This is a genomic window from Streptomyces sp. NPDC101219, from assembly GCF_044767675.1.
Taxonomy (GTDB): domain Bacteria; phylum Actinomycetota; class Actinomycetes; order Streptomycetales; family Streptomycetaceae; genus Streptomyces.
This window is the reverse complement of the sequence record NZ_JBIWOK010000005.1, coordinates 18,789-42,940: the sequence shown is the minus strand read 5'-3', so window position 1 is coordinate 42,940 and position 24,152 is coordinate 18,789. Positions and strand designations below refer to the sequence as shown.

The window sequence follows — 24,152 nt, the reverse complement described above, 5'->3', positions numbered from 1 at the left end:
CGGCGTCAGCGTGCGTGGATGCGACTGTCAAGGACGCGGCAGCGCGGACGTGTCACCGAGCTTTCCGGCCGGGCGAAGGGGTGCACGGGCCCTCGTTCGTCTAACGCATACAGGGAATTGGGGAACGTGTGGCGTCGCAGAGAGTGACTTGGTTGCTGCGGTTCCTGACCTCCGCACAGGGGCTGTTGACCATCACCGCATCCGCAGCGGCCGGCCTCGCCGTGGGACTGCTGCCCAACCTTGCGCAAGCAGTGCCAGAAGTGGGAGGACACCTGTGGTGGCTTGCGGTCGTCGCCGTTGCCGCCGTACTGGTTTTCGCCGTGTCCGCCACACTGCTTCACGGCAAAGAAGGCGTCGGCATCGTCGTCATCGTGAGTGAACGAGGGTGGGATGTCACACGGCTGCCCGCACTGCGCGCCGACGCCCTGCAGCGGCACCCCAGCTGCTTTACCGTCAACGTCTCCGAACTGCTCGGAAGCCAACAACAGGTTCCCGGCGACGCTCACGACCGTGTTCGCTTTGCACACCGCGTACTCCAGGCCCGGATTCTGGAGGCGGAGCAGCCATACGAGAACGTCTCCCTCTACGTCACCGCGCGCCATCACGATGCGTACCGACTGGGCGAGCTCCTCCGGGACCAGCGCCACACCTCGCTCCGGCTGATGAGGCAGTCCCACGAGGACGGCGTCGGCATCTTCGAGGCTCTCCGCCTACACAGCGAACTGACCCGCCAGCCCGATACCAAAGACTTGCAGACACTGCGCGACGTGCTGGCACGAGACCCAGAGACCGACGGCCCAGAGTGGCTGTCCTTCGACCGCCCTGACGGAGACACAGCGCGACGGATTGCGCTCATCCTGCCGATGGCCGGACACCTCGCCGGCACTCGGGAGAAGGCACTTGCTGCCGCACGTGCGGGCCAGCATGACGAATACCTTTTCACCGGCTCCCCGGCAGACCGAGAACACTGCGCCGGCGCTCTGATTTTCGCCACCCGGTCGGGCAACGTCCCCGATCGACGGGACGTCTACGAGGCACTGGTTCGATATGTCCACCACCATTGGAATCTCAAGATGACGGAGATGCTCGCGACGCAGGGCACAGCGCTGCGGGGTTGGATCTTCACTGACGGCCCGACCGAGATCGCCCTCACCCTGGGATACCTACTGGGACGACAGTCTGACCTTGTCCCCTGGCGGAGAGACAGCAGCTGATGGACACGTAAGGCTGAGTCGGGTGCCTGGTCAAGGTTCGTGATGAGGATTCGAAAGGTCTCAGGCAGAGAAAACGTCAGGGCGCGGTAACTCCGCGCGCCCGGGGGCCTTCTGCGTCCGCGGCCCGCAAGTTCTTCCTTAGCGCGGTGGCCCGCTCGGTGATTTGCGAATTAGCCATTCTCGTGCTGACCTCGATCCCGCTTCGGCGGCGGCCTGGTCGAGACGCTCGGCGTCATGAGTTCGATCCTTGACGAATCTGAGGTGGGCTGTCGGCGACGGCTGAACTCTGGGCGTAGGCGGATCTTCGTGATCACCGCGCGTCGTGTCCGGGTGTGGGCGACAATCGCCCCTCCGGGCGTGGTGCCCGGCAGGCACGATGCACGGGGCGGGTCGATGGACGACGTACGGGAGTTGCTGGCCGAGTACGGTCAGTGTCACAGTGACGAGGTGTCGGAGCCGGGCAGGCACCGGCTCCTGGTCAACGTGGTGGCGGCCCTGATCCGGCGCACCGACGCCGAGGCGACGGTGGACTACCACTCGCCCGATGATCCGGCCGTGTTCTTCGAACTCGCCGGACGCGACTACGTGATCACCGTGACGGCTGCGTCAGGCACCGATGTGGCCGAGTCGGCAAGGGCCGCGGTGCGGGCCCTTGACCAGCGGGACCTGCCTCCTGGTGTGCGATGGGTCCTAGTGTGTGCGAGGACTCCGGCCGGTGCGGTGGACGATGGCCTGCGCGCAGTCCTGGGAACGCGGGGTGTGCTACTCGACCGTGACCATCTGGAGGCCGCCGTGTGCGCCCTCGTCCCGCTCGCAACGCTCATCCGGTCGGCGTTCCGCACGCCGCGGCCGCCGTACACCCCGCTGCACGAACTCCTGCTGCAGGAGCCGGAGGAGCCAGCCCCCGCCCTGTCCCTGCCGACGCGGCCATCCGGACCGGTCACCGTGCCGGCCCGGACGGAGCCGGGCATCGTGGCCTCCGTAGTCCTGGCCGGAGAGGACTGGCCGCTGCCGCCGAGCGGGCTTGCCTGGGAGTCGGCCGAGCGGGCGCTGATCAGCACCGAGGCCGGGCTGGCCGAGGTCGATCTGCAGCGTGGCGGGGTGCGGTGGCGGCTGCCACTGCCCGGTGTGCATGGCGCCGCTGTCGTGCTGCCGGACGGAGCCGTGTGCGTCCCGTGCGGGCATGCGGTAGTGATGTGGCGCGACGGCGAACTGCGGGCGCTGGGCGGGGGGTTCGAGCCGCATGCGAGCCTGCTTCTCGGCCCCGAGGCGAGCGTGTGGGTTCTGTCCGGGTCTGGGGCGACGTTCGGCGCCGGCACCGGCTCGACCCTTGCACTCACGCGTCTGAGCGATGAGGTCGGCGATCAGCAGCGGTTCTCCATCACCTTCGATGCGGCGGTGCGGTCGGCCGACTGGCTTGACGGGCGGCGCTTCTTCCTCGCCGCTGGCGGGCACAGCGCCGTCGTCGACCTTGCCGTCGGTACGAGCGTCGGCGGGCGGGAGGACTGGACGCCGACGCCGGTGTCCTACCCGGGCCACATAGCCTGCATGGGGAGTGACACGGTCCTGGTGGCCGGGCGGGCCGGATCCGGTATCGGCGTGGAACTGCACACCGTCGACGCGGCGGCCCACAAGAGCGACCCGGTGGCCGCGGTGCAGCTCGGCGAAGTCCTCGGACTCGCCCAAGCGCCGGAGGGCGGGCCCGCCTACCTGCTGGGTTCGTTGCCGACGAACGATGTCGGCGTCGTCCACCCCGTGCTGGTGAAGATCACCGGCCACGCCCCTGCCGTCTCCCCCGCGGTCGAGGAGGAACCGGCGCCAGCTCCCGCCGCTGATCCATACGCCGCGGTGCGCCAGCAGGCTTGCGGCAATCGCGGCGACTACGCCCTGGAGAAGTTCCCGATGCCGGGCGGCGAGGGCGGTATGGGGATCGTCCACGAGGCCGTGCACAAGCCGACGGGCACGGTCGTCGCGTTCAAGAAGCCGAGGTCGCTGCGCGAGCAGCTGACCGCACGGATGCTGCGCGAAATCGAGGCCGCCCAAGCCCTCGGTGGCAACCGCCACGTCATGCCGGTCCTCGACTCGAGCCCGCGGGCCGAGTGGTTCGTCATGCCGCTGGCCCAGGACACCGCAGAACGCCTCCAGCCCCAGCTGCAGCACGACAGCCAGGAACTGCGGGCCCTGGTGGACGCGGTCGCGGCGGCGCTGGCCGATGCCCACCGCCTGGACTACCTCCACCGGGACATCAAGCCCGCTAACATCCTGCGGCTCGACGGCCGTTGGGTACTCGGCGACTGGGGCATCGTGCGCCGCCCCCGCGGCCAGACGACCAACCCCAAGCGCACTGGCATCAAGATCGGCACCGCTGAGTTCGGGGCCCCCGAACTGTCCGTCGACCCCCACAACGCGACACCCTCCAGCGACATCTTCAGCCTGGGAAAGGTCATCGGCTGGCTGCTGACGGGCATCGAACCCGAAGCGAACGTGCCTCTTCTGCCGGCACCGGGCCCCTGGCGCGGCGTCGTGAGGCAGTGCACTTACCGGGATCCGCTCCAGCGTCCGCAGACCATCGCCGAGTTCCTCGACCTGGTCGAGCGGGAGACGTCGCCTCACATCGACTTGCCGATCGCACGTGCCCAGGAACTCATGACGGCCGCCCAAGAGGGGGACACCAATGCCGCCGGCCGGCTGCTCGCGCTGGCCGCCGACCACGGCGACGACTACGAGCTCTACCTGGACGTCCTGCCGAACCTGGAGATGAAGGCCGCCGCTCCGCTGCTCCTCGCCAACCCTGAGCAGGCCCTCACACTCGTGCACGCGATGACCGGGCACGTCCAGGGCGACGGCAACGGCCAGCCTCACTGGAACGAGTCCAAGAGGGCCATCGCGTGGCTTCGCGGCGTCGCCGTCCGCGCCGCCCGGGACAAGCAGTGGGAACTGCTGGAGGAAGCGGCCCGCGGAATGTGCACCTGGGACGCGGCGTCCAACGAGTGGGACCAGCACGACGCCATCCGGGACTGGCTGCGCCAACTGCGTGGGCAGGCCGCTCAGATCCTCGCCGCCGTCCTGCGCGAATACCCCGAAAGCGCAGGGCACTTCGCCGACCTGACGCGGGAGCGCACCGTCGACATGGCTATCCGCGGCGCCATCAACTCCGCAACCAGTGGCTGACCACACCCCGCCCGGCGAGCAGTTCCGCGTCTGTTCATCACCCCGGCCGACCGTACGCCCCCGTAACGGTTGGACAGGTGTGGACTGTGCGCATCACCAGCAGCGCCTGCACAGCGAGGAGTTCACGAGGGACGCCGGGCAGTATGAGCACAGCCATACCCATGCAGCAAGGAACAGCGGTGATCGGCTACTCGCAGCCCCGTCCCGGCGTAGGAAGCCAGCTACGGACAGCCAGCCCCGCCGACCGTGTCGTCGACCCCGAAAGTCTGGAGAGTGTGTTCGTGATCCGCCGGGCGCCCGTGTAGCCGATTGAGGGCCGAGCGGTGAGCTCTTATTGGTGACTGTTCGGCTACTCATCAGTTGATCTCAGGCGGGCTGCCTGGTGAGTCGACCGTACGCCGACCGGGTGTCAACAGGGGTGCTAGCCTGCGGCGATGAGCAGCTCAACCACCGGCCTGGTGCCGGTGCACATTGGCCAGCCTGAGCCCGGCTCCGAAGAAGAGCAGGGGCTGCTGCTCCGCAGGGAGCGAGCTCTGAACCGGATGGGCCCGCCAGAGCCGCTGCGTGTCCCCGGCGACGTGCCCTGGGAGCGGCACGGCCTCGTGCCGCGATGGTGGGGCATGGAGAGCAGCGACTGTCCGGCGGCCGTGGAGCCGGGCTTCTTCTCCGGGCAGGGCCATGAGGAGTTCCAGCGCTTCCTCGGCGGTGCACGGCAGCGCGGCGAGGTCGCTCTGGTCTTCGCCGTCGTCGGCCACGCCGAAGGGGACCGTCCCCGTAACGTGTTGTCTTCTGTAGACGCCTCCGTACACCTCGGTGACCAGTCCACCAGCGTCGGCGGTCGGCGCCTGCCCAAGGGGATGCGGCCCGAAATTGTGCAGGGTCTGGAGGGCGCCGACCGTGATCTGGCGATCCGGCTGCTGACCCGCCCCGAGGGGGCTCCGTGGTGGAGTTTGAAGTTGTACGGCTCTCAGTCGTACGACGGCTACCGTTCCGGCAGGGTCGACCGCCCCGCTGCGGGCGAGCTGCATCCCATCCTCGTCGACTCGCTCGGGGAGCCGGTGGTCGCGGCCTGGACGTCGCCGGAGGGCGACCAGCGGTGGTATCTCATCCCCGATGCCACCCGCTGGGAGAGCGTCCTGGGCTGGCTGGTGCACCGAGCGCTGCCGGAGTACGTGCCCGCAGCGTTGCGCCGTGCACGGTCGCCGTTGTTCATCGACCCCGATTTGCAGACCGTCGGTGAGCAGAGCGCCCGCAACGCTCTGGATGACCTAGAGGCGCGGTACGCGGACGAGAAGCAGCGCCTGGAGGACGAACTACGGCACGCCAAGGAAAGAGCGGAGCCGGTGCGGTACGGGCTGCTCTACGGCAGCGGCGCCGACCTGGTCCATGCGGTCGCGCGGGTGCTGACCGCGGCGGGAATGCACACCGTGGACCTGGACGAGGAGCTCGGCGGGACGAAGTCAGCCGACCTACTCGTCGGCGCCGACGGTGTGGCATCGCGCCTCGTCGAGGTCAAGGGCGCCTCCGGTCCCGCACAAGAGCATCTCGTCGGGCATCTCGAGCGACATCTGGAGACCTGGCCGCAACTGCGGCCCGACGAACCGGTCTCCGACGGCGTATTGATCGTCAACCACCAGCACAAGCTGCACCCGTCGGAGCGGACGGCGGCGGTGTACGCGCGGCCCGAGTTCGTCGCCTCGCTCGACTCACTACCGGTGACGGTTATCAGCACGGTGGAGCTGTTCAACTGGTGGCGTTCCGCCGACTGGACGGCGATCCGCACCGCAGTGCTGGGCGAGGCGGCCGCGACCGCACAGTCGGCGACGCCAGTGAACCCGCCGCAACCGCCGTCCGCTCAGCGGCGCCGGTGGTGGAGCGGCGGACGGCACCAGTAGCGGCAGGTGGTGGGGCCACTGGCCTCACCTCTTGCCCGCGATGCAACCCTTCCCGAACCTGCGCCCGGCGGCCTACGCTGATCGGCCAGTGCCGCCGTGATGACCGGGAGTTGTGAGGCGCGGCGGGAGGAGTGGACAGCAGGACTGGGGGCAGGCCGCGGCCCGTACGCAAGCACCGGGACAGCGCAGCGACGCTACCCGGGAGCGCGTGCCGGGCCGGACAGGGTCGCGTCACCCGGCAGGGGGAGGGCCATGAACCGCTGGGTCGGCATCGTGTCGCTGCGCGAGACCGCGCCGTCGACACCCGTGCACCGCATCGCGCTCGCCATCGCCGCCGCGCGGAACCGGACGTCGTACCGTCTGGCCGGCCAGACGGTGCCGTACGCGCGGATGCGGTCGGCGCTGCGCACGCTCGGTCAGGAGCACGCGCGCCACCACGAGTGGGGGCGGTACGAGTACTGCGTCGACCTGGCCAGCGACTTCTTCGACGGCGGCCACCCCCCGACCGGACTGCCCTCCTGGCTCACCAACGAACTCCAGAACCTCCTGGACGGCAGGTCCGGCACACCGCTGACCGGCGGGCGGAAGGCGCAGGCGGCCCCTCGACGCACCGACTCGCGTCCCGCCCACCAGCGCCCGGCGTCCACCCGCCGGGGCCGGACCACACCCCCCGAAGCCGCCCGCCCGGCCCGGCCCAGGCAGTCGGCACCGCCCGCGACCGGACAGCGTCCCTCGCCCGAGCCGGTCCGGCCCTACTCCCGCGCCGAACGGCGGCTCGACGTCCACGACGTCACGTACCCGGCACTGTGCGAGCCGCCCGAGTCGCTGGTGGGCACGTATGGGCAGGACGTCGGCGAGGTCGTGGGGAAGGCCGTGCGCGGATGGGACGCCGGCCCCGAGGTCACCGCCTGGCTCGGCCTGGCCGCCGAACACCGCAGTCACCTCTACGAGAGCCACCACGCCGCCCAGGTCACACCACACGCACTCGGCCTGCTCGACCGGCTCGGCGGCACCGCGCTCGACGTGATCCTGGTCGACGCCTACACGCGATGGACGAACCCTCGGAAGTCGGCCGAACAGTCGAGCGAACACGCCCGGCGACGAGCCGCCGCCGACCTCGCGCTGGGCGCGTGGGCTGCCAAGCAGGGGCTGGTGCGCATGGGGGCGGGGGAGGCGCAGCAGCCCGCACGGTCCGTCTTTGAAGGAGTGGCCCGGCAGATCCTCGGCGTGCTCAGCCTCTGCGGCGAGCACGAGATCGCCCGGAGGCTGGTCGCCTCCGTGTGGCCCGACCTCGACCGCCCGTCGGAGACGCGAGCCGAGCCTGTCGCTCTGGCGCAAACGGCCTTCCGCAAGGAAGGACTGACCTATGACTACGACGAGGAGGGCCCGGACCACCGCAAGGTCTTCCGTGCTGCCGTCCGCACTGGAACCGGCCGCAGGGCGGAAGGCACCGGCCCGTCCAAGAAGGCGGCGCGAGCTGCGGCGGCACGAGCGCTGCTTGACGCATACCCGCAGGTGGCCGCGGCGGCGGCCACCGAGCGGACGGCGGCATCCGCGCCCCTGCCAGCCGGGTCGCCGCTGCCGTACGCGCAGCCGGGCAATAGGCACCGGGACGCCGTGAGCGACCTTGCGGCCATGTTCGAGCTCGGCCATCGAGCAGATGGGCTCCTCGCCCAGGCCCTCACCCATGCCTCCTGGGTCCACGAGAACCAGGCGGCGGCGACCGCCGCCCGCCAGCGCGACAACCAGCTCCTCGCCCACCACGGCTCGCACGTGGTGAACCACCTCGCCGCTCACGTCCGCGTCCGCCAGGCCCTCGCGCACGGCCTCACCCCCGACGAGGACGAGGCGCGCATCCTTACCGTCTCTGACGACGACACCGCCCGACTCGGTGCGAACCTCCAGCTCGCGGAAGGGCTGCTGACGAGCCGCGGTGAGAGCGGACAGGGCCGCACAGCGGTGTCGGATGCCACGCAGGCGGTCGTCGCCGCGGCCTGGCGCATCCACGGGCCTCGACTGCTCGGGCGCCGGCCCGCCGTCCTTGACGACTGGCTCTCCGGCCTGGAACACCAGCACGACCCGGTGACCGTCCTCGACGCCATGGCCGCCACGTACGGCATCGACCACGAGTACCTGTACAACGTCTCGGGGCCGGATCACCTGAAATGCTTCACCGCCACGATCGAGCTGCGGGACGCTCGGGGCCGGGCCCACCAGTGGACCGAGCGTCTGTCCGGAACCCCCGGGAAGCCGGAGGCGAAGAAGGCGACTGCCGAGGCCATCCTCGATATCCTCGCCACTCCCATCAACGGTGCCGTCGAGGATCTCCCCGCCCCGGAACGGGACCTGCTCGTCTTCCTCCTGCGTGCCCAACTCGATGGCCTCGGCCGGCCGACGGAACGGCAGCGCGCCCGCATGCTCGCCCGCGGCGATCTCGGCACCGACCTCCTCACCACCGGCGACACAGAGGCGTTTCTTGCCTGGGCAGAACGCGTCCGCCCCCTGCTCGGGCCGGAGGGCACGGCCGTACCGGACGCGCTGCGCGAGCTGTACCGGAAGGTCCTCGACGACACGCGTATCGGGCCCGGCTCGCTCCTGCGCCGCATGGCTGCCGCCCCCGGACCTGACGCTGCGAGCGTGATCCGGCGAAACGCGGCGGACGCCGTACGTCGAGCGCTGAGCAACGGGCCGCAGGCCGCCTCGGTCCGCGACGTTGTGCAGGGCTGGTGGCGCGATCAGGCCCCGGCCACCGGCGTCACGGTCCGGGACGACATGCGTCAGGAGACCTTCCGTCCGCTCCCCGTCCATCTTGGCACGCTGGACGAGACCCTGACGTGGTGCGGCGAAGCCGCCGAGGCGGCCGACGCCCGCATTGACGTCGAGCTCACGGTCCAGGACGGCACACTGCACGTCTGGCTCGGCCTCGACAAGGTGGACGTCCAGGCGGCCTGCGACGATTTCGCCCGGCTGCTGACCCACACCCTTCCGTACACCGACTGCCTGGTCGGTGACGACCATGTACTGCTGCGCCTGCACGGCGATCTCGAGACGGCTCCCCTCTATCCCTTGGCCACAGCGGGTATGGACGCCTATGTCTCCGTGCCGATGGACCGGCGGCGGCTCACGGGCGACGCCGCCGCCGGCCCCAGGGGGGCACAGGACGAGTAGCCGTACTCGTGAGACCGCTCCGCAAGTCGGGCAACGGGCTCCAGCTGCCCCGTCGCCGCGGCTCGAAGGGCGGTCCGTGCTTCAGGGTGCTGTGCCGACGACTCACGCCCAACATCCGTGACGGCCAAGGTGCTTCGTGATGAGACGGGAGGCCGTCCGCCCTCGTGCGGGGCTGTTGTTGTCGTTTTGGCGCGGCGGGACATGTGTGTGAGTGACACCCCATTCGACTTGTACGGGCTCACGGGCCGTGGCGAGGGCTCCGTCGAAGTCGGCGAGGCGTTTGGCGAGGATGGGGTGGCGATGCGGATGGGGAGTGCCGCCGAGCAGGCCGCGAACGGCTGGTGGGTCGACGGTGGGCAGGGTGAGGGAGTCGGGGAGTTCGGCGCGGGCGGTCTTCCGGTCGGTGGGGGAGAGGTCCTGGCGGAGCAGGACGTGGGTCAGTGGGTCGTTGTACGGGATCGGCGAGCTTGCCGCTGGGAGGCGGTGAGGGTGGTGTTGGCGCGGTAGCCGGCCCAGCCACTGGGCGGAACGGAGCGGTGTCGTCCTGCTTGTTATCGATGCTGTAGCGCCGAAGTGCCCGACCTTGGGCTGGCGGGTGCCCAGCGCCGGCCCGTCAGGAGATCTGTTCGTATAGGGCCCCCTCTGCTTCCCGTAGCTCGCGTTCGACGGCTTCGGTGAGGTTCGGGTTGTCGATGAGGACGCCGAACTCGACGTTGTTGTTCTCTGCGCTCCAGGAGAAGTTCGCGCTGGTGACCAGGAGGAGGTGGTGGTCGATGGCGAGGAACTTGGCGTGGTTGCGGACGTAGCCGCCGTCGAATTCCTTGGTGCGCCAGACCTCTGCCGGGGCCAGCTGCTCAGCTACCTCCGAGGTCGTTGGTGACCAGTGTTGTCCGCTGCCGTCGGCGGCCCGGGTGTCCATGTAGACGCGGACGGCAACGCCGTCGCGCTGCGCGGACGTTCGAAGTGACGTCCAGAGCGCCGAGCTGCGCTGGAAGTTGAAGGTCGAGCAGGTGATCGCGTGGCGGGCGCTGTCGACGAGGCGGGTGACCGAGGTGGTGAGCGGTCCGCTCTGGGCGAGGTGTCCGGGCATGGTCCACAGCGGTGACAGCGTGGTCGGAAGTGCCCGTGCCCCCTCGATCGCTCTCAGGACCAGGATCTGTTGGGGTGCCGCTCCGGGACCGCCGCCGACGGCCTCCAACAGGCGGCGGATTTCCGCCCGTTGGCCGACGGCGACGACCTTGAGGGCGGTGGTCAAGGTGTCGCCGTCGGCCAGGCGGTCCGCTATGTCCTTGGCCTCGGTTCCGGTCAGGAGCCGACCGAGCTGGCGTGGCGCGTTCGCGTCACTCATGGGTCTGGAAGAAGCCGAGGTCGCTGCCGGGCAGGTCGAGGAGGAAGCGGCGGTCGAGGAAGCGGTTGGCGCGCTCGCAGGAGGTCTCCGAGGCCATGACGCAGCAGTGGCAGGCGGCGCCGTGGAGGAAGTCCTCGGGATCCTGGGGGGTGCGCTTGGAGCAGATGGGGTCGGAGGAGCAGCGTGTGGCCTTGCGCAGTGCGCTGTTGACGACGCGTTGGAGGCGTGTGGGCTCGCTGAGCTGTACGAGGCCGCCGAGGGTGCCGTCGCTGTCGGAGGCGGTGGTGCAGATGAGAAGGCCGGCCGCGGGGTCGCGGCCTTCGGCGGCGGGCCATGCGTAGAGGCGTTCGCTGAGGCTGGCGGCCGAGTAGCCGCAGGTGAGGGCGAGTTCGCGGATGAGGATGTGGGCGAGGGTGTGGACGAGCCAGTAGCGCGGGGGCTTCAGGCGGCTGTCGGGGTCGATCTGGCCAGCGGTGTCGGAGAAGCGGCGCTCGAAGTTTCTGCGGTGTGCCTCGCGGTGGAGTTTCCAGAGGTCGGTGTCCAGGACGTGCTTCTCCCATGCGGCGACGGCGTTTTCGTCGAGCTGGAGGAAGATGCCTTCGCCGCGGTCCTCGGTGGCCACGGTCCAGCTCGGCCAGGATGTGCGCGTCAGTGGGGCCAGGCGGCGCGGGAGGTCGCCGACGCGGTCCATGTCGTCGATGCGGGTGAAGCCGACCAGGGCATTTACCTTGCGGAGGCGTTCGACCGCGAGTACACGGGTGATCTCGGGCTGGAGGGCGTCGCCCCGTTTGCGGGTGGCGAGGGTGAGTCCGCTCTTGGGGTCTTCGACGCGGGTGCCGACGATGTCACGCAGCAGGTAGCGCCATTCGGGGACGAGGAGGTCGACCGGGTCCCAGTCGCGGAGCTTCTCCTCCTGTTCCTCCGGGGTGTCGGTGGGGGCGGTGGCGGCCTGCAGGACCTGCTCCAGGTCGTGGTCGGACAGGCCGGTGACGTCGACGCCGCCGTCCATGCCGAGCAGGTCCCGGATCATACCCAGGTTGTCGCGGTATTTGGCGAGTTTGTCGCCCAGCGCGGTGCGGACCCGGTCGGCGAGGTCGCTGGCTTTCTCCTCCTGGGATTCCGGCATCACGATGATGGACTGTGTGGCCGGGAACCACAGGTTGGAGGCGCCGACGAGCATCAGCCGGGTCTCGTTGCGGCAGCCCTTGGGCTCGAAGGCGTCCAAGTGGGGGTGGCGTCCGCGGCACTGCGGGAGTTTTGCCCTGCCGGCCTCGCCCTGGGCCTCGTTCATGGGCCGCCGCATGTCGCAGGACGCGCAGTGGATGACGGCCGAGGCGCCCTTGCCGGCGGTCCGGTCGACCATTTTCAGGGCGGGCAGCTCCGCCTTGTTGCACGGCTGTCCGTGGTGCACCCACAGGTCGTATGGGAACTCGTCCAGGTGTCCGTCGACGCAGGCCAGCAGATACCGGGCTGGGATGGCGGTGCGGCGCATCGGCTTGCGGGTGCCGGCGCCCGCGCGGCCCGTGCACTTGGCGTGCTCGAAGACGGCCAGGTCGGTGCGGAAGGGGTGCGTGTTGCGGTAGTCGAACTGGGTGAGTAGTCCGAGCATGTCGCAGCCCGTGCAGCGCAGCCATTGCGGGAAGACCCGGGAGGGGACTCCGAGGTCGTTGCCTTCGGCGGAGCGGCTGTGCTTCTTCGGTTGCCAGGGGTACGGCCGCAACTGGACGTCGGAGGAACGCAGCATCATCCGGACTACGTCACGCAGGCGTGGAGCGTGGATCTGCGGGGGTGCGGAGTCGCGGCGCCGCCAGATGCGATCCCAGTCGTCCAGGCCGGTGGGCATGATCGTGAACTGCGGCAAGTCCATGATCGCGCCGGGACCGTAGGTGTACAGCAGGGAGGAGGGGCGGGCCGAGCCGACCTTGGCACGGTTGTGCTTGGTGGCCTTCTCCGCCTCCTGCTCCAGGTCGCCCAGCGGGTCGACGGCGTGGGCAACGTCGTAGACGAAGCGCGTCTCGTCACTCACGAGTTGTCCTCCGGCATCTTCCACTGAGGGGCATGGTCGGGTGCGCGGTAGACCAGTCGTTCCTTGATCGGGCTCACCAGGAGGTTGATCTCCGGCTGCACCTCGCGCATCGAGTTCGCCACGATGAACGGCGCGGCGTCACGGGTGTCGATGCCCGCCTTGGCGTTCTCCGCGCTCATCATCAGCGCGTCGTGTCGACCGTCGTCCAGAACCCTCTCGTACACCAGCGACTTGCGGTCCTCCATGAGGCTCTTGCGGCGCTTGCCCCATTGGTCGAGGCGGTTTTCCAGGCGCAGGCGGGCACGGGTGGCGGCGTCTTCGTCGCCGGCCCGCGCGACGCGACGGACGAGGGCGTCTACGAGTTCGCCCGCGAAGTGCTGCTCGGCCTCGATACGGGCCGCCCCGTCCTCCGGGGACAGCCCCTGGCCAGCCTTCGCGGCCTGCAGGACCCGGGCGGCGCTCACTAGCACGCCGTCCAGGCCGCGCTCCAGAGAGGTCACCGAGAACGGGGTCACCGACAGCGCCTCCACCTGGGCGTAGAACGTCTCGTGGTAGTGGCGGAACTGCTCGAAGTGGGCGAGGTCCCTCGGCCGCGCCCAGTTTCCGAGCGCGACCACCAGCCCCGGCCGGTCCGCCGTACGGCCCACACGCGAGGACGCCTGAATGTATTCTGCGGTGTTCTTCGGCTGCCCGACCACGAGCATCAGGCCAAGGCGAGTCACGTCCACACCCACCTGGAGCATGGAGGTGGCCAGAACCACGTCGTACGGATTGACCTCGCGCGTGGGCTCCGGCTTCTTCGCCTCCCTGAGCGCGCGCCGGTTGCGCTTGCCCGCGGTGGAGTCGAAGCCCGGGTCGAACGCCGTCGCCATCTGGTCCAGGGTCGCGGTGATGTCCGCGCTGGCCACGCGCGAGGTCAGCTCGGCGACGTGCAGCGAACCGTAGTCGGTTCCGGTGCGGCGGGGGAGCTTCGACCAGGGGCGGCCCTTGGCGAGCGCGGTTTGAATGTCGTCGCTCATGTATCGGGCCAGGCCGGCGAGTTCACGGGTGGCGCTGAAGTAGCCGACCAGGGTCATGTACGGATCGGCCACGCGGCCGGAGCGGTCGAGAAGCAGTTGCCCGCCGGCCAGGAGAACCTCGGCGACCCGGATCTCCGCTGTGGTCAGGCGCACCCCCGTCGTGCTGATCCCGACGTACCGGCGCCCCGGGTGCTTCTCGGAGACCGGGATTTCCTTGGAGAAGTAAGTGTTCCCGGCGTCCAGGACCTGCGGCGGGAAGATGGTGACGTCGCGCCCGTACAGCGCACGCACCTGCTCCGACGCGTTGCGGGCAGTGGCCGTGGAGGCGACGAGCAGCGGACGCACCGGGCGCCCGTCCTTCGTCCGCCAGTCGGTCATCACGTCGATGGCCACCTCGAACAGGCCCACCGTCGTGCCGAGTGCCCCGGTGATCAGATGCAACTCGTCCTGAATAACCAGATCCGGGGGTCGCAACCGCGTGGCCGGGTGAACGGGGGCCGCCGGCCAGCCGTCCTTCTTGGGATGCTTGCTGCCGTCCTTGATGTCGCACTGCTGATAGTCGGGATGCACGAAGCCGTGTCGTTCACAGCGCCGCGAGACGTGCCCGAACAGTGAGGCAGCCTCGCCCTCCCGCGCCAGGCGGGCGAACTTGTCCACCGTGGCGATGACGAATGCTGGCGCGAGCCGGTAAATCTCCTCGTCCACCGTGAGCACCGGCAGCCCGTCCGGCACATCACCGCCGTCGGCGAACGGACAGTCGGCCAGCTCGTCCCCGCAGTACACGTACACCCGGCGCAACGTGGGCTCCGTGCGAACATCGCGCGCCTCGACCCGCGTCCCGCACCAAGGGCAGCGCTGGATCTGCAGCACCGTCAGCCGATAGCCACGGCCCCCGTGGGCTTTCTGCAACTGCTCGGCGGCCTCGTCGTACCGTTTCGGGCTCACATCGGTGCCGACCCACAGCCCGATCCGGAACGGCTCCTCCCCCCACGTCGCCACATCGTCGCGCCGTGCAAGCTCCGCCGCGCACACCAGGGCGGTGGCGCGCTGGAACTGCTGGGCGGTGAGCAGGCGCAGCGTGTACCGCATGAGGACGGCGACCCCGGACCGCCCGTCCAGCGGACCGTCGAAGGCATCCACGACGCCTTGGCGGCGCCGGATCGCGAACGTGTAGGTGGCCAGACCTAGATACGCCTCCGTCTTGCCACCACCAGTCGGGAAGAACAGCAGCTGCGCCTTGGCCAGCTCCCCCGACCGCTTCTCGGCCGCCGGGTCGGACAGCAACGGCAACTGCATAAGCACGAAGGCGAGCTGGAAGGTACGCCACGAGTGCGCCAGAGCCCCCTTCTCCGCGAGGATCGCCTCGCGAGCCTCATCAATGCTCTCCTCCGGCCGACTCGCCCGCCGCTCCGCGACCTGCGACTGCACACGCTGATCAGCCATCACCCGGTTCATGAACCGGAAACAGCGCAACGCCTCCTTGTCCCCGAGGAGATGCTTCAGACCCTCCTCAAGCTGGCGTTGCACTCGACGCGCCTCGGTGACCGCGTCCAAACCCTCGGACCGCAGATGCTCCGGAAGCGCCTCGGCCCGCTGCTCCTCACCGTCCAGCCAGGCCGTGTAACCCGCGACGATCGGCTCAAGACCCGTACGCAGCTCATCGATCGATGCCTCCTGGAGCTTGCGCATGTCCAGCAGAGCCGCGCCGATCTCCTCGGCGGCCGTCTGCGGCGTCTCGCTTACCGGCAGCCACGTTGTCCAGACCCCACTGGCCCTGCGCGCTCCTTCGGCTACCTCCCAGTCCACCGAGCAGGTCCGGCCATGGGCGAATTCCAGACGGTTGCGGTACTGAAGCCGCAGCCGCCGCAGCTCGTCGTCCGGTTCCTCGCGCGTGTCCAGGAGTACGTCATTGACCGGCAGGAACACCTCAGCGCCACCGGCCGACACCGACAGCTTGGTCTGATACAGCCACGCCTCGACCGGGATCTTGCGAGGCGTCTCTCGGTCATTGCACAACGCCACCTCGATCAGCCGACAGCCACGCTCGGAGTCGTCATAACGATCCACCCGGAGCAAGACCTTGTCCTTGAGCACAATCTCGGTCGTACGGGACGGCTTCAGGTCAGCAACCTTGATCGCCTTCGCTATGGCGTGCGGGGTGCGCTGGAAACGACGGAGAGCCGGAGCGGGTGCCGCGCCCTCGCCGTCTTCGGTGCCCTCGCCGCGCTTCTCCTTCAGCGGCTCGTACGTGCCCCAAGAGGCGGTCACCGTGAACTCTTCGAGATCGTCAGGGATCTGGAAGCGTAGCCCCATCGAGGCCGGGATCATCAGCCCACGCTTTTGTGGCTGGTCCTCGACCTCGTCCTCATCCGAACTCGCGCTGCTGTCGTCTACGGCGGTGAGCGGCACGCCCCGGCTCTCGGCAGCGTCCACGGCGTCGCCCACGTCGGTCGCGGCGTCGTCCGATCCGGCCTCGCTGGGGTCGTCCTGGCCGGCGGTGAGGCGCACGGGCGCGATCCGGCCGATCAGGTACGCCGAGTCGGGAACACCGTCCAGGATCTCGTCCGGGCCGTTGGCCGGGCCGAGGAGCTCACGCTCCAAGATGTCGACCAGGTTCTCGCGGGCGGTCCAGGAACGGTCGTCAGGGTCCAGGGCGAGCCGATAGGCCAGGGCCGGGAGGACGCCGGGTGTCGCTGCGGGCCACGCGCCGTCGCGCTGGGAGGTAGTCACTCGTCCTCCTCCTCATCCTCGTCGATGTCCTCATCGTTGCCGGTGGGACTGACAACGCCTTGCAAGGCGGCGCGACGATGATTCTCTTCGAGGAGGCGGTCGAGGATCTCCACCCGGGCGGCGGCGCTCACCGTCCAACGCTCCATCTGACGGTAGGTATGGAAGCCGTGATCCAGGGGGATGTTATCCCATCCGTAGGCGGCCATGACGGCGAGGTCGAGTTCCATGTGGATCGCACGGATTCTCGCCACATCAGGGTCAGCGGAATCAGTAATGGCGTGACTGTTGACCAGGCTATAGAGATCTGTCAGCCCTAGTCCGCGGCGAGTCATGATTTCCCGTCGATCAAGCTCTAGCCTCCTGCCGGCGTCAGACATTCGTTCACTCTTTGGCGGAAAGGGGAAGGTCTCGAACACGGACGACGGGGTGTAGCGAGGATCGTTACGCATCCCCGAGCCAAATTTGATAGCCCAGACCTGATGAAGACTCGACGACAGCACTGCCTGATCCCCGAAGGAATCCGTAGCGAAAGCGATAGTCGCGTCGCTAGGCAACCAGGTAGTCGGAATGCGCATAGGTAGCGCGGTCTTACTGTGCCGTGTGATAGCGAGCATTTCCTCCAATGAGGAGATCGCTGTACGCAAAGCCGGGCGAGGTCGGTGAAACAGCCACCAGGGCGCCTCTCGCACTGCCTTGGCCTTCTTGGCGCGGTCAGGCTTCACGTGCTTGAGTACGTGCGCATAGGGCAGAACGAAGGCGCGAGCCTCCTCTTCGGAAAGTCCCGTAAAGTCAATTGCCCACCGGGAGGGCTTGCCGTCGGGCCGGGCGTTGAGGTCATCCCCTCCAAGGAATGGCTTGAGCACGCGCGCATTCTCCGGGTCGACGGCAATCCATTCCAAAGCCTGCTCCGGTGAAATAATAAACCCTCCGCCGTACGGCTCGCAGCCCTTGAACGCAATACCTCGATTGACTGTCAGCCTTACGCGGTAATCGTCCACGTTCCCCATAGGCTCAAGTACCGTCGAAATTCTCTTCGCTTCGATTCCGTCAACAATCCGCGGCACCTCCTGCGGAATGTTGCCGCGAACACCCCATACTGCGGCGTATTCGAGGTCGGCATTGGTGGTAGGCCAGGACTTACTTTGGATGGCTCGACCAATCGTGAAACCATTTCGAGCCATCTGATCCAAGCCGACTTCGCGCGTTTGCCCTTCCCCGACGGAACTAGTGGCGATGAGCCCGAGAGTGCCTTGATTCTTGACGAGCATCATCGCGCGAAGGAAGAAATACGCGACAAGGTCGGCCTTGCCCTTCCTTCCGAAAGCGAGGATCTCGACCAACCAGGATCGGACATTAGAGCCCATCGCCTTTGGGATTTTGTACTCGCCAAGAAATGGAGGATTACCGACGATGGCGTCGAACCCTCCGCGCTCCATGACGTCCGGCACCGCAAGGATCCAATGCAGGGGCTTCCATCGCATGTAATCCGTAGCGACCGTCGGAGTGAGTCCTGCTTCCAAGATTCCGTCAAGCATGACCCTATTTGGTTCACCGCCTCCGACCGGGTAGGCAAGTTCAACGGCAATGCGCAGGTTCTCGTACGCATCTCGCATCTGCTTGCCGGGCTTGCCTCCCCACCGGAGACCGGCAGCAATCACAGCGTCGGCCACGTCAGTGAGCTGCGCAGTGATTCTCTGGTATTCGCGCCATTGTCGCCGCTTGGTAGCCGCGGAACGTTGCGGGTCCCTGTCGTTAACCTCGGTGGCAAGCTGGCGACGCAGCCGGGCAGCGCGGCCTAGAGTACCGTCGATATCGATATCAAAGAGACTAATCTGATCGCGAACCGCGTCGACGTGGATGTGGAGGTCGCGCAGCTGCTGGGCGTCCGTCAGGCCGAGGAGGGCGTTGCCGTGCACCACCTTGTCATCGACGAATGAGAACGGGAGCTTCGGGTCCAACGACACCAGCCAGAGCGACAGCTTGCACATCTCCACAGCCATGCCGTTGATGTCGGCGCCGTACAGACAGGTCGCGACGACGGTCCTTATCGCGTGGACGTGCAGGTCGTGCGGCGTCCTTCCGTACGCCACGCCCTCGCGCTGCCATGCCTCGACGAGCCGGTCGGCGAGGTACCGTGCCGCGGCCACGAGGAAGGCACCCGAGCCGCAGGCGATGTCGGCGATACGCAGGTCGAGGATCTGGTCGGAGTCGATCGGCCGCCACGCGTCCTGGTTCGCGCTCTGGTGTGGTCCGGGCGAGTAGACGAGAGGCTCCAGCGCGTACCGAACGACCTCCTCGGCTAGAGAGCGGGGCGTGTAGTGCGCGCCCGCCGAGGCTCGCGAGGGAGTTTCCACCAAGAGAACGCCGCCGGGCTCGACGACTAGCGGCCGGTTGCGCAGGTCGCGGCGGATGATGCCGATGAACGGGCGGAGCCGGTCGCGTAGTTCGGGGTCGTCGGTGACGTCGCGTAGGGCGATCTCGGTGTCGTCGAGGGTGTTGCCCGCTTTCAGCGCCTTGGTGAGGGCGGCTTTGCTGGGCGGCTTCGCGGCCGGCTGGTGCTGCTTGACCCAGGTGAGGATCGCGTCGGCCAGCGCGGTCTCGGTGTGCGTAGCCTGGCTGAGCTCTTCGAGGGTGGCGAGGGGGATTTCCGGTTCGGATCCCGCGCTGCCGTTCAGGCTGACGATGACCTCTTCGGCGGGTTCGCAGGAGTAGCCGAGGAGACCCTCGTAGATGTATCCGATCTGTTCGACGTCGATGTCGCGGAAGGAGATCCTGCGGTCCCCTCCTGGGAGTTTGGCGTACTGGACGGCACGTAGGACTTCGAGCATGACTCGGTCGCTGACCGTGATGGCCAGGGTCTCCTGTGAGTCACAGGCGGTGAGGAAGGGGAAGCGGGCCGGGTCGAAGAGGGAGCCGCCGTACTCGGGCAGGCGCAGGTCCTCGAAGCTTGCGCCCCGGTAAAGGGCCTGGGAGGTGGCCAGGAGCCGGTGCCAGGTCAGGAACGTGGCGTCGAGGGCCTGTTCGCCCTCCTCCTTCTCGCGGGCGTCAAGGAGGTCGAGTTCGTCGCTGATGCCGTATCCCATGGCGAAGAGGCGGCTCTGGGGCAGCAGTCCCCGTTCTTCGGCGAAGAGGAGGAAGACGACGCGCATCATGACGGTGACGGCGGCCTCGTAGACCTCGCCCCGTGCCGCCGGCAGCGGGTCGGGCTCGCCGCGTCGCTGTGCGTCCAGAGCGCCTTCGGACAGGGCCTGGACGATGAGTTCGACGGCGCGGCGGACCTGAGTGCCGAGGGCTTCGGTGATCTTCTCGGCGGCGGTGACGGACTCGCCGAAGAGTTCCGTCAGGCGGTCCTGCTGTTTGCCGCCTACCAGGCGGCGGCGCTGGAGGAGTTCGATGAAGGCGTTGCGGGTCTGGGGCTCTTCGATCCAGGTCTGGGCGTCGACGATGCCGGAGGCGACCATGGTCTGGGGGCGGGCGCTGACGATCGCCCACCAGCGGCCGTCGGTAACGACGCCGATGGGGACGCCGGAGGCGCGCAGCAGCTCTTCCATGCGGTCGATGGGGCTGGCCGACCAGCCGTCGGTGAGCGGGTCGCGCAGGGAGTCCGTAGGGTCGGTGATCAGGACGAGGGCGCCGGTGGTGTCGCCGTGGACGAGGGCGCCGTCGGCGCGCACGGTGACGGTGTAATCGGGTGAGCGGACCTCGGCGGCGGCCGGGGCGGGGACGGTGTAGGAGGCGCCCCAGCGCAGGCCCTGGCGCAGGACGAGGTCGACCCAGGTGTCGCGGGCCTCGCGGTACAGGGCGAGGGCGGCTTCGTCACCCGGGTGCTCGTCCCAGTTCTCCCATGCCTTCTCAAAGGCGGGCTTGGCGTCCTTGATGGCGTCTAGCGCCCGGGAGTCGGGCTGAGGGATGCCTTCGCGGTAGACGCGTTCCAGGGCGGGGACGGCGAGGAAGGGGCCGTCGGCATCGACGAGTTCGAGCCAGGCGCGGTGCAGGTCGGCGGCGGTCTGGGGGTAGCGGCGGCTCATGCCTTGACCATTCCGTTCTTCGCGTCTTCGGGGGTGAGGGCGAACACGACCGCCGCGGCGGATACATAGGGCTTGATGTCGCTGTAGCGCTCCTGGATTGAGGCGATCTCGCGCGCCTCCTCGTCGTCCAGGCTGTCCAGGCGCTCGTTCATGTGGTGCAGGTCCCGGCGGCGCTGCTTTTGCTGGTCGTCGGTGAACAGCAGCTCTTCCTCGGCGCGGATGGCCTGCTCCAGGCGGTCACGGGACTCGGACAAATTGAGCCGGAAGGCGCCGAAGATTTCGTGGGCGCGCTTGATGTCGGCGTCCCGGCGCTGGGTGAGTGCCTCGGTGACCTTCTCCTGGCGGCTGGCGCTCTTGCGCTCCATCGCGGTCAGCAGGCGTGTTCGCAACCGGGAGCTGTCGTCGTTCCACAGCTCGGCGAGGTGAACACGCACCTTCTCATCGGCAAGGAGCAGATCGGTAGAGTCGAGGGTCTCATCGAGGACCTGCTCGACCTTGGACTCGGCAAGGGCCTGACCACGCAGCCGGACGCCGGTGAGAAAGACCTCCTCGTGCAGGCGTAGCCCGCCGCGTCCGACCAGGACGAGCCGAGAGACAGCGGCGACACAGGACTCGGGAAGGCCGGGGGCGATGACGGCGGTGACCCGATGTACCGGGGAGTCCGTGCTGAAGAGCGCGGAGCGCAGAGTGCGGGTGGCGCGCTGCATGAGGGCGTGCCCGAGATGGATATGGACCAGGTCGGTGCGGTGTTGCGCGGCCTGGTCGTCGAAGGTGATCGGGCGCGGCACCCCAGGCTCGAGGCGAGTGTCCAGGCCGCGCAGGGCCGGCTGCCAGGAGCGGCTGAGATTCGGGATCTCGAAGACCTGTGCTTCGGTGCGGTCATCGCCGATCTCGACGAGCGGGGGCTGAGAGGTCAGCGTGAGCGCCGTGTCCACCACCCGCCGGGCGTTTGCGGGCGTGAGATGCATGGCGGCCTTGCTCTCCTGGTAGGTCTCGGAGAGCTTGGTGAGCCGGCGGTTCAGCTCCATTCCGCCGGCCAGCACGCGGGTGATCACCTCGTTGCCGTCGTCCGGCGCGGCCAGCCGCGCCTTGCGCACCGTACGGGTGGGGGCGAAGTGCTCTTGCACCTCGGCATCGATGACCTGGTTGACCTTGCCGAGGTCCTTGGTGGCCTGTCCGACCTTGGTCGCGATGATCCCCATGAACTTCATGTCCGCGTCGTACGTCGTGGAGCTGGAGACCGGAACGAAGTGAAAGATCTCCGGGCGCTTGGTCTGCCCGTACCGGTCGATCCGGCCGATGCGCTGCTCCAGGCGGGACGGGTTGAAGGGGATGTCGAAGTTGACCAGGCGGTGGCAGTGGGTCTGCAGGTCGATGCCCTCGCCGGCGGAGTCGGTGGCGAGCAGGATGCGGACCGGGTGCTTGTCCGGGCTCTCGGTGAACCGGGCGCGGATCTTCTCCCGCTCCTCGGTCGGGGTCGAGCCCTGGATGACCTCGAGTACGTCGTTGTAGCCGCGCTGCCGCAGGACGCGCTCGATCCATTCCAGGGTGGCCGCGTACTCCGTGAAAACCACGACGCGTTCGTTGGTCCAGTGAGTGCCGTCCGGTCGGCAGACCGCGGCGAGGAAATTCAGGAGTTCTTCCAGCCGGGAGTCCGGCTTGTGCTCATAACGGCGCCCCCACTCGATGAGCGAGGCGATTTCGCTGCTGGTGGCCGCGACCAGGGGGTCCGAGCCCTTGGAGTGGCGCAGCGCGGTGAACTCGGGGTGTTCGGCCGCGCCCTCCTCCTCGTCGGACTGGCCGCTACCCAGCACCTCTGTGTAGTACTGGTCTTCGTCGTCCATCCGAAGCTGCCGGTCGCCGCCGTCCGCGCCCTCGTACAGCTCAAGGGTGCGGGCGAACGACCACGGGCTGGACAGGAATCGCTTCTTCAGCAGCATCGCGACGATGTCGCCGCCCGAGCCCTTACCGTTTGCCCGGGCACTGTCCGCCAGCAGCCGCTCCAACTTCGCGAACTGCTGCTGCTCCTCCTCCGACGGCGTGAAGGGAAGGGGCTTCACCTGCCGGGTCTTGAATCCCTTGTCCGGCAGATCGGTCTTCAGCCACCGCACCATCACCTCCTTCAGCGCCTGTTCGTCGATGCTCGCGCCGCGGGTGAACCGGCGACCGTCGATCATCTCCAGGAGGGCGGTGAAGGACTCCGAATAGCCGTTGTGCGGCGTCGCGCTCAGGAACAGTCTGTGCTCGCACGACTCGGCGAGCCGCATCGTCGCCGTCGTCCGCTTGCTGTCCACCGCGTATCCGCGCTGCCCCGGCGCCGTCGTCGGGCTGGCCGGCGCCACATGGTGCGCTTCGTCGACCACCAGCACGTCGAACGCGTACCGCTTGGCCGTGCCCGCGCTGCGCACATCGGCCAGCACGTCGCGCAGCAGGCGCTGTGCCCGCAGTGACGGCAGCCACGCCATGCTCACGATCACGCGCGGATAGAGCCGGAACGGGTTGGCGTTCAGCCCGTGGCTCCGCCGCACCTTCGCCATCAGCTCGCTGTTGACGATGACGAAGTCGAGGCCGAACTTCTCCCGCATCTCGTCCTGCCACTTCAGCGACAGGCTCGGCGGACACACGATCACCACGGATCGTGCACGGTGCCTCAGCAGCAGCTCCTGCACGACAAGCCCAGCCTCGATGGTCTTGCCCAGGCCGACGTCGTCCGCGAGCAGCAAATTCGTACGCGAAGACTGCAGAGCCCGGCTCAGTGGCACCAGCTGGTACGCCTCCACGTTCGCGCCGCTGCGGAAGGGGGCTTGGTAGGAGCTGGAGTCCGCCGAGGTGACCGCACCCCAGCGGACCGCGTCCACGAATGCGGCGAGAGTGTTCGGATCATCGAACGCCTCCGCCCGCACGGTCTCCGGCAGTCCCTGGTTCGGAGCGAGAGTGTGCCCGACCTCCAGCTCCCAGACCACCGTCAGCTCTTGCCCGAGCCGGTCCTCGTCCAGCGACTGCAGGCTCACCACATGTGTAAGTCCCGGCATGCCCTCGTCTGCGGGGCTACGAGGAAGGCCCTGCTTCTGGATATCGGACACGGCCCAGGTGGAGCCCCGCACCTTGACGACCTGTCCCGGCTCTGGGACCGGCGGAACGGCCGCCGTATTCGGGGTGCTGCTCGCCGATCCCTGCGGGTACTCCGTCGCCGTCGCCACCTGGGCAGACTCCTTCACCAATGCCGTCACTGCCGGAGCGTAACCACCCAGGCACATGGGGATAGCATCAGGCCGCAGGGGGTCACAGAAACACCAGTATCTCCGACCTGGCAACGGTCCGCTGCAAGTCCTCAGGACTCGCGGACACCGTGGTCAGCGGATTACGGAAGGGTCGTCTTGGCGAGGGCTCGTCAGTGCGGGCTTCCGCCCGCACCCCCGCGCGATCTCGACCAAGACACACTCGGGCTGGGTCCCCCTGCCGGAATAGATGCCTCCCTGCCCTCGATCGTCACTTTCTATCCCTCACCCGTGGGACGGGACCTCCGGTGGTGTACGCCGCCGGGGTCGGCGGC

General features: G+C 68.4%; 9 protein-coding genes. 4 read left to right on the top strand and 5 right to left on the bottom strand.

Annotation, left to right across the window (positions count from 1 at the left end):
* The first annotated feature begins 152 nt into the window (after positions 1-152).
* The 4 genes from ACIRPP_RS11115 to ACIRPP_RS11100 all read left to right on the top strand — a co-directional run bounded on the left by ACIRPP_RS11115 (position 153) and on the right by ACIRPP_RS11100 (position 9,448).
* A complete protein-coding gene (locus ACIRPP_RS11115; protein ID WP_403640194.1) occupies positions 153-1,214 on the top strand; it encodes a hypothetical protein in 1,062 nt (353 codons plus the stop codon).
* A 393-nt stretch (positions 1,215-1,607) separates the two neighbouring features.
* The gene (locus tag ACIRPP_RS11110) at positions 1,608-4,385 is read left to right on the top strand and encodes a protein kinase (RefSeq protein ID WP_403640191.1); all 2,778 of its coding nucleotides are present in this window, start codon (positions 1,608-1,610) and stop codon (positions 4,383-4,385) included.
* A 434-nt stretch (positions 4,386-4,819) separates the two neighbouring features.
* Positions 4,820-6,280 carry a hypothetical protein gene (locus tag ACIRPP_RS11105; RefSeq protein ID WP_403640188.1) on the top strand — a complete coding sequence of 487 codons (1,461 nt, stop codon included), beginning with the start codon at positions 4,820-4,822 and terminating at the stop codon, positions 6,278-6,280.
* Positions 6,281-6,532: 252 nt separating this feature from the next.
* Entirely contained in the window at positions 6,533-9,448 is a 2,916-nt protein-coding gene (locus ACIRPP_RS11100) for a putative dsRNA-binding protein (RefSeq protein ID WP_403640185.1), read from the top strand.
* A 613-nt stretch (positions 9,449-10,061) separates the two neighbouring features.
* Here ACIRPP_RS11100 and drmC read toward each other — a convergent pair.
* From drmC to drmD, 5 genes are read right to left on the bottom strand one after another with little or no spacing between them, the layout of a single operon-like run.
* A complete protein-coding gene (gene drmC, locus ACIRPP_RS11095; protein WP_403640182.1) occupies positions 10,062-10,796 on the bottom strand; it encodes a DISARM system phospholipase D-like protein DrmC in 735 nt (244 codons plus the stop codon).
* Complete coding sequence (gene drmB, locus ACIRPP_RS11090; RefSeq protein ID WP_403640179.1) at positions 10,789-12,822, bottom strand: DrmB family protein; 2,034 nt, start codon at positions 12,820-12,822, stop codon at positions 10,789-10,791. Before drmB ends, drmC begins: the two co-directional genes overlap by 8 nt.
* Positions 12,819-16,571 (bottom strand): DISARM system helicase DrmA, encoded by a 3,753-nt coding sequence (gene drmA / locus ACIRPP_RS11085; RefSeq protein ID WP_403640176.1) that lies wholly within the window; start codon positions 16,569-16,571, stop codon positions 12,819-12,821. The genes drmB and drmA overlap by 4 nt, the downstream gene beginning before the upstream one ends.
* Complete coding sequence (locus ACIRPP_RS11080) at positions 16,568-20,599, bottom strand: Eco57I restriction-modification methylase domain-containing protein (RefSeq protein WP_403640173.1); 4,032 nt, start codon at positions 20,597-20,599, stop codon at positions 16,568-16,570. Before ACIRPP_RS11080 ends, drmA begins: the two co-directional genes overlap by 4 nt.
* Positions 20,596-23,829: a DISARM system SNF2-like helicase DrmD gene (gene drmD, locus ACIRPP_RS11075; protein ID WP_403640170.1), complete on the bottom strand. Its 3,234-nt coding sequence runs from the start codon at positions 23,827-23,829 to the stop codon at positions 20,596-20,598. The genes ACIRPP_RS11080 and drmD overlap by 4 nt, the downstream gene beginning before the upstream one ends.
* Positions 23,830-24,152: the final 323 nt, after the last annotated feature.

Excerpts from the sequence above, each read along its gene's own strand:
- drmC (WP_403640182.1), bottom strand. The coding sequence starts at position 10,796 with ATGAGTGACGCGAACGCGCCACGCCAGCTCGGTCGGCTCCTGACCGGA.
- ACIRPP_RS11110 (WP_403640191.1), top strand. The coding sequence starts at position 1,608 with ATGGACGACGTACGGGAGTTGCTGGCCGAGTACGGTCAGTGTCACAGT.
- ACIRPP_RS11105 (WP_403640188.1), top strand. The coding sequence starts at position 4,820 with ATGAGCAGCTCAACCACCGGCCTGGTGCCGGTGCACATTGGCCAGCCT.
- ACIRPP_RS11080 (WP_403640173.1), bottom strand. The coding sequence starts at position 20,599 with ATGAGCCGCCGCTACCCCCAGACCGCCGCCGACCTGCACCGCGCCTGG.
- ACIRPP_RS11100 (WP_403640185.1), top strand. The coding sequence starts at position 6,533 with ATGAACCGCTGGGTCGGCATCGTGTCGCTGCGCGAGACCGCGCCGTCG.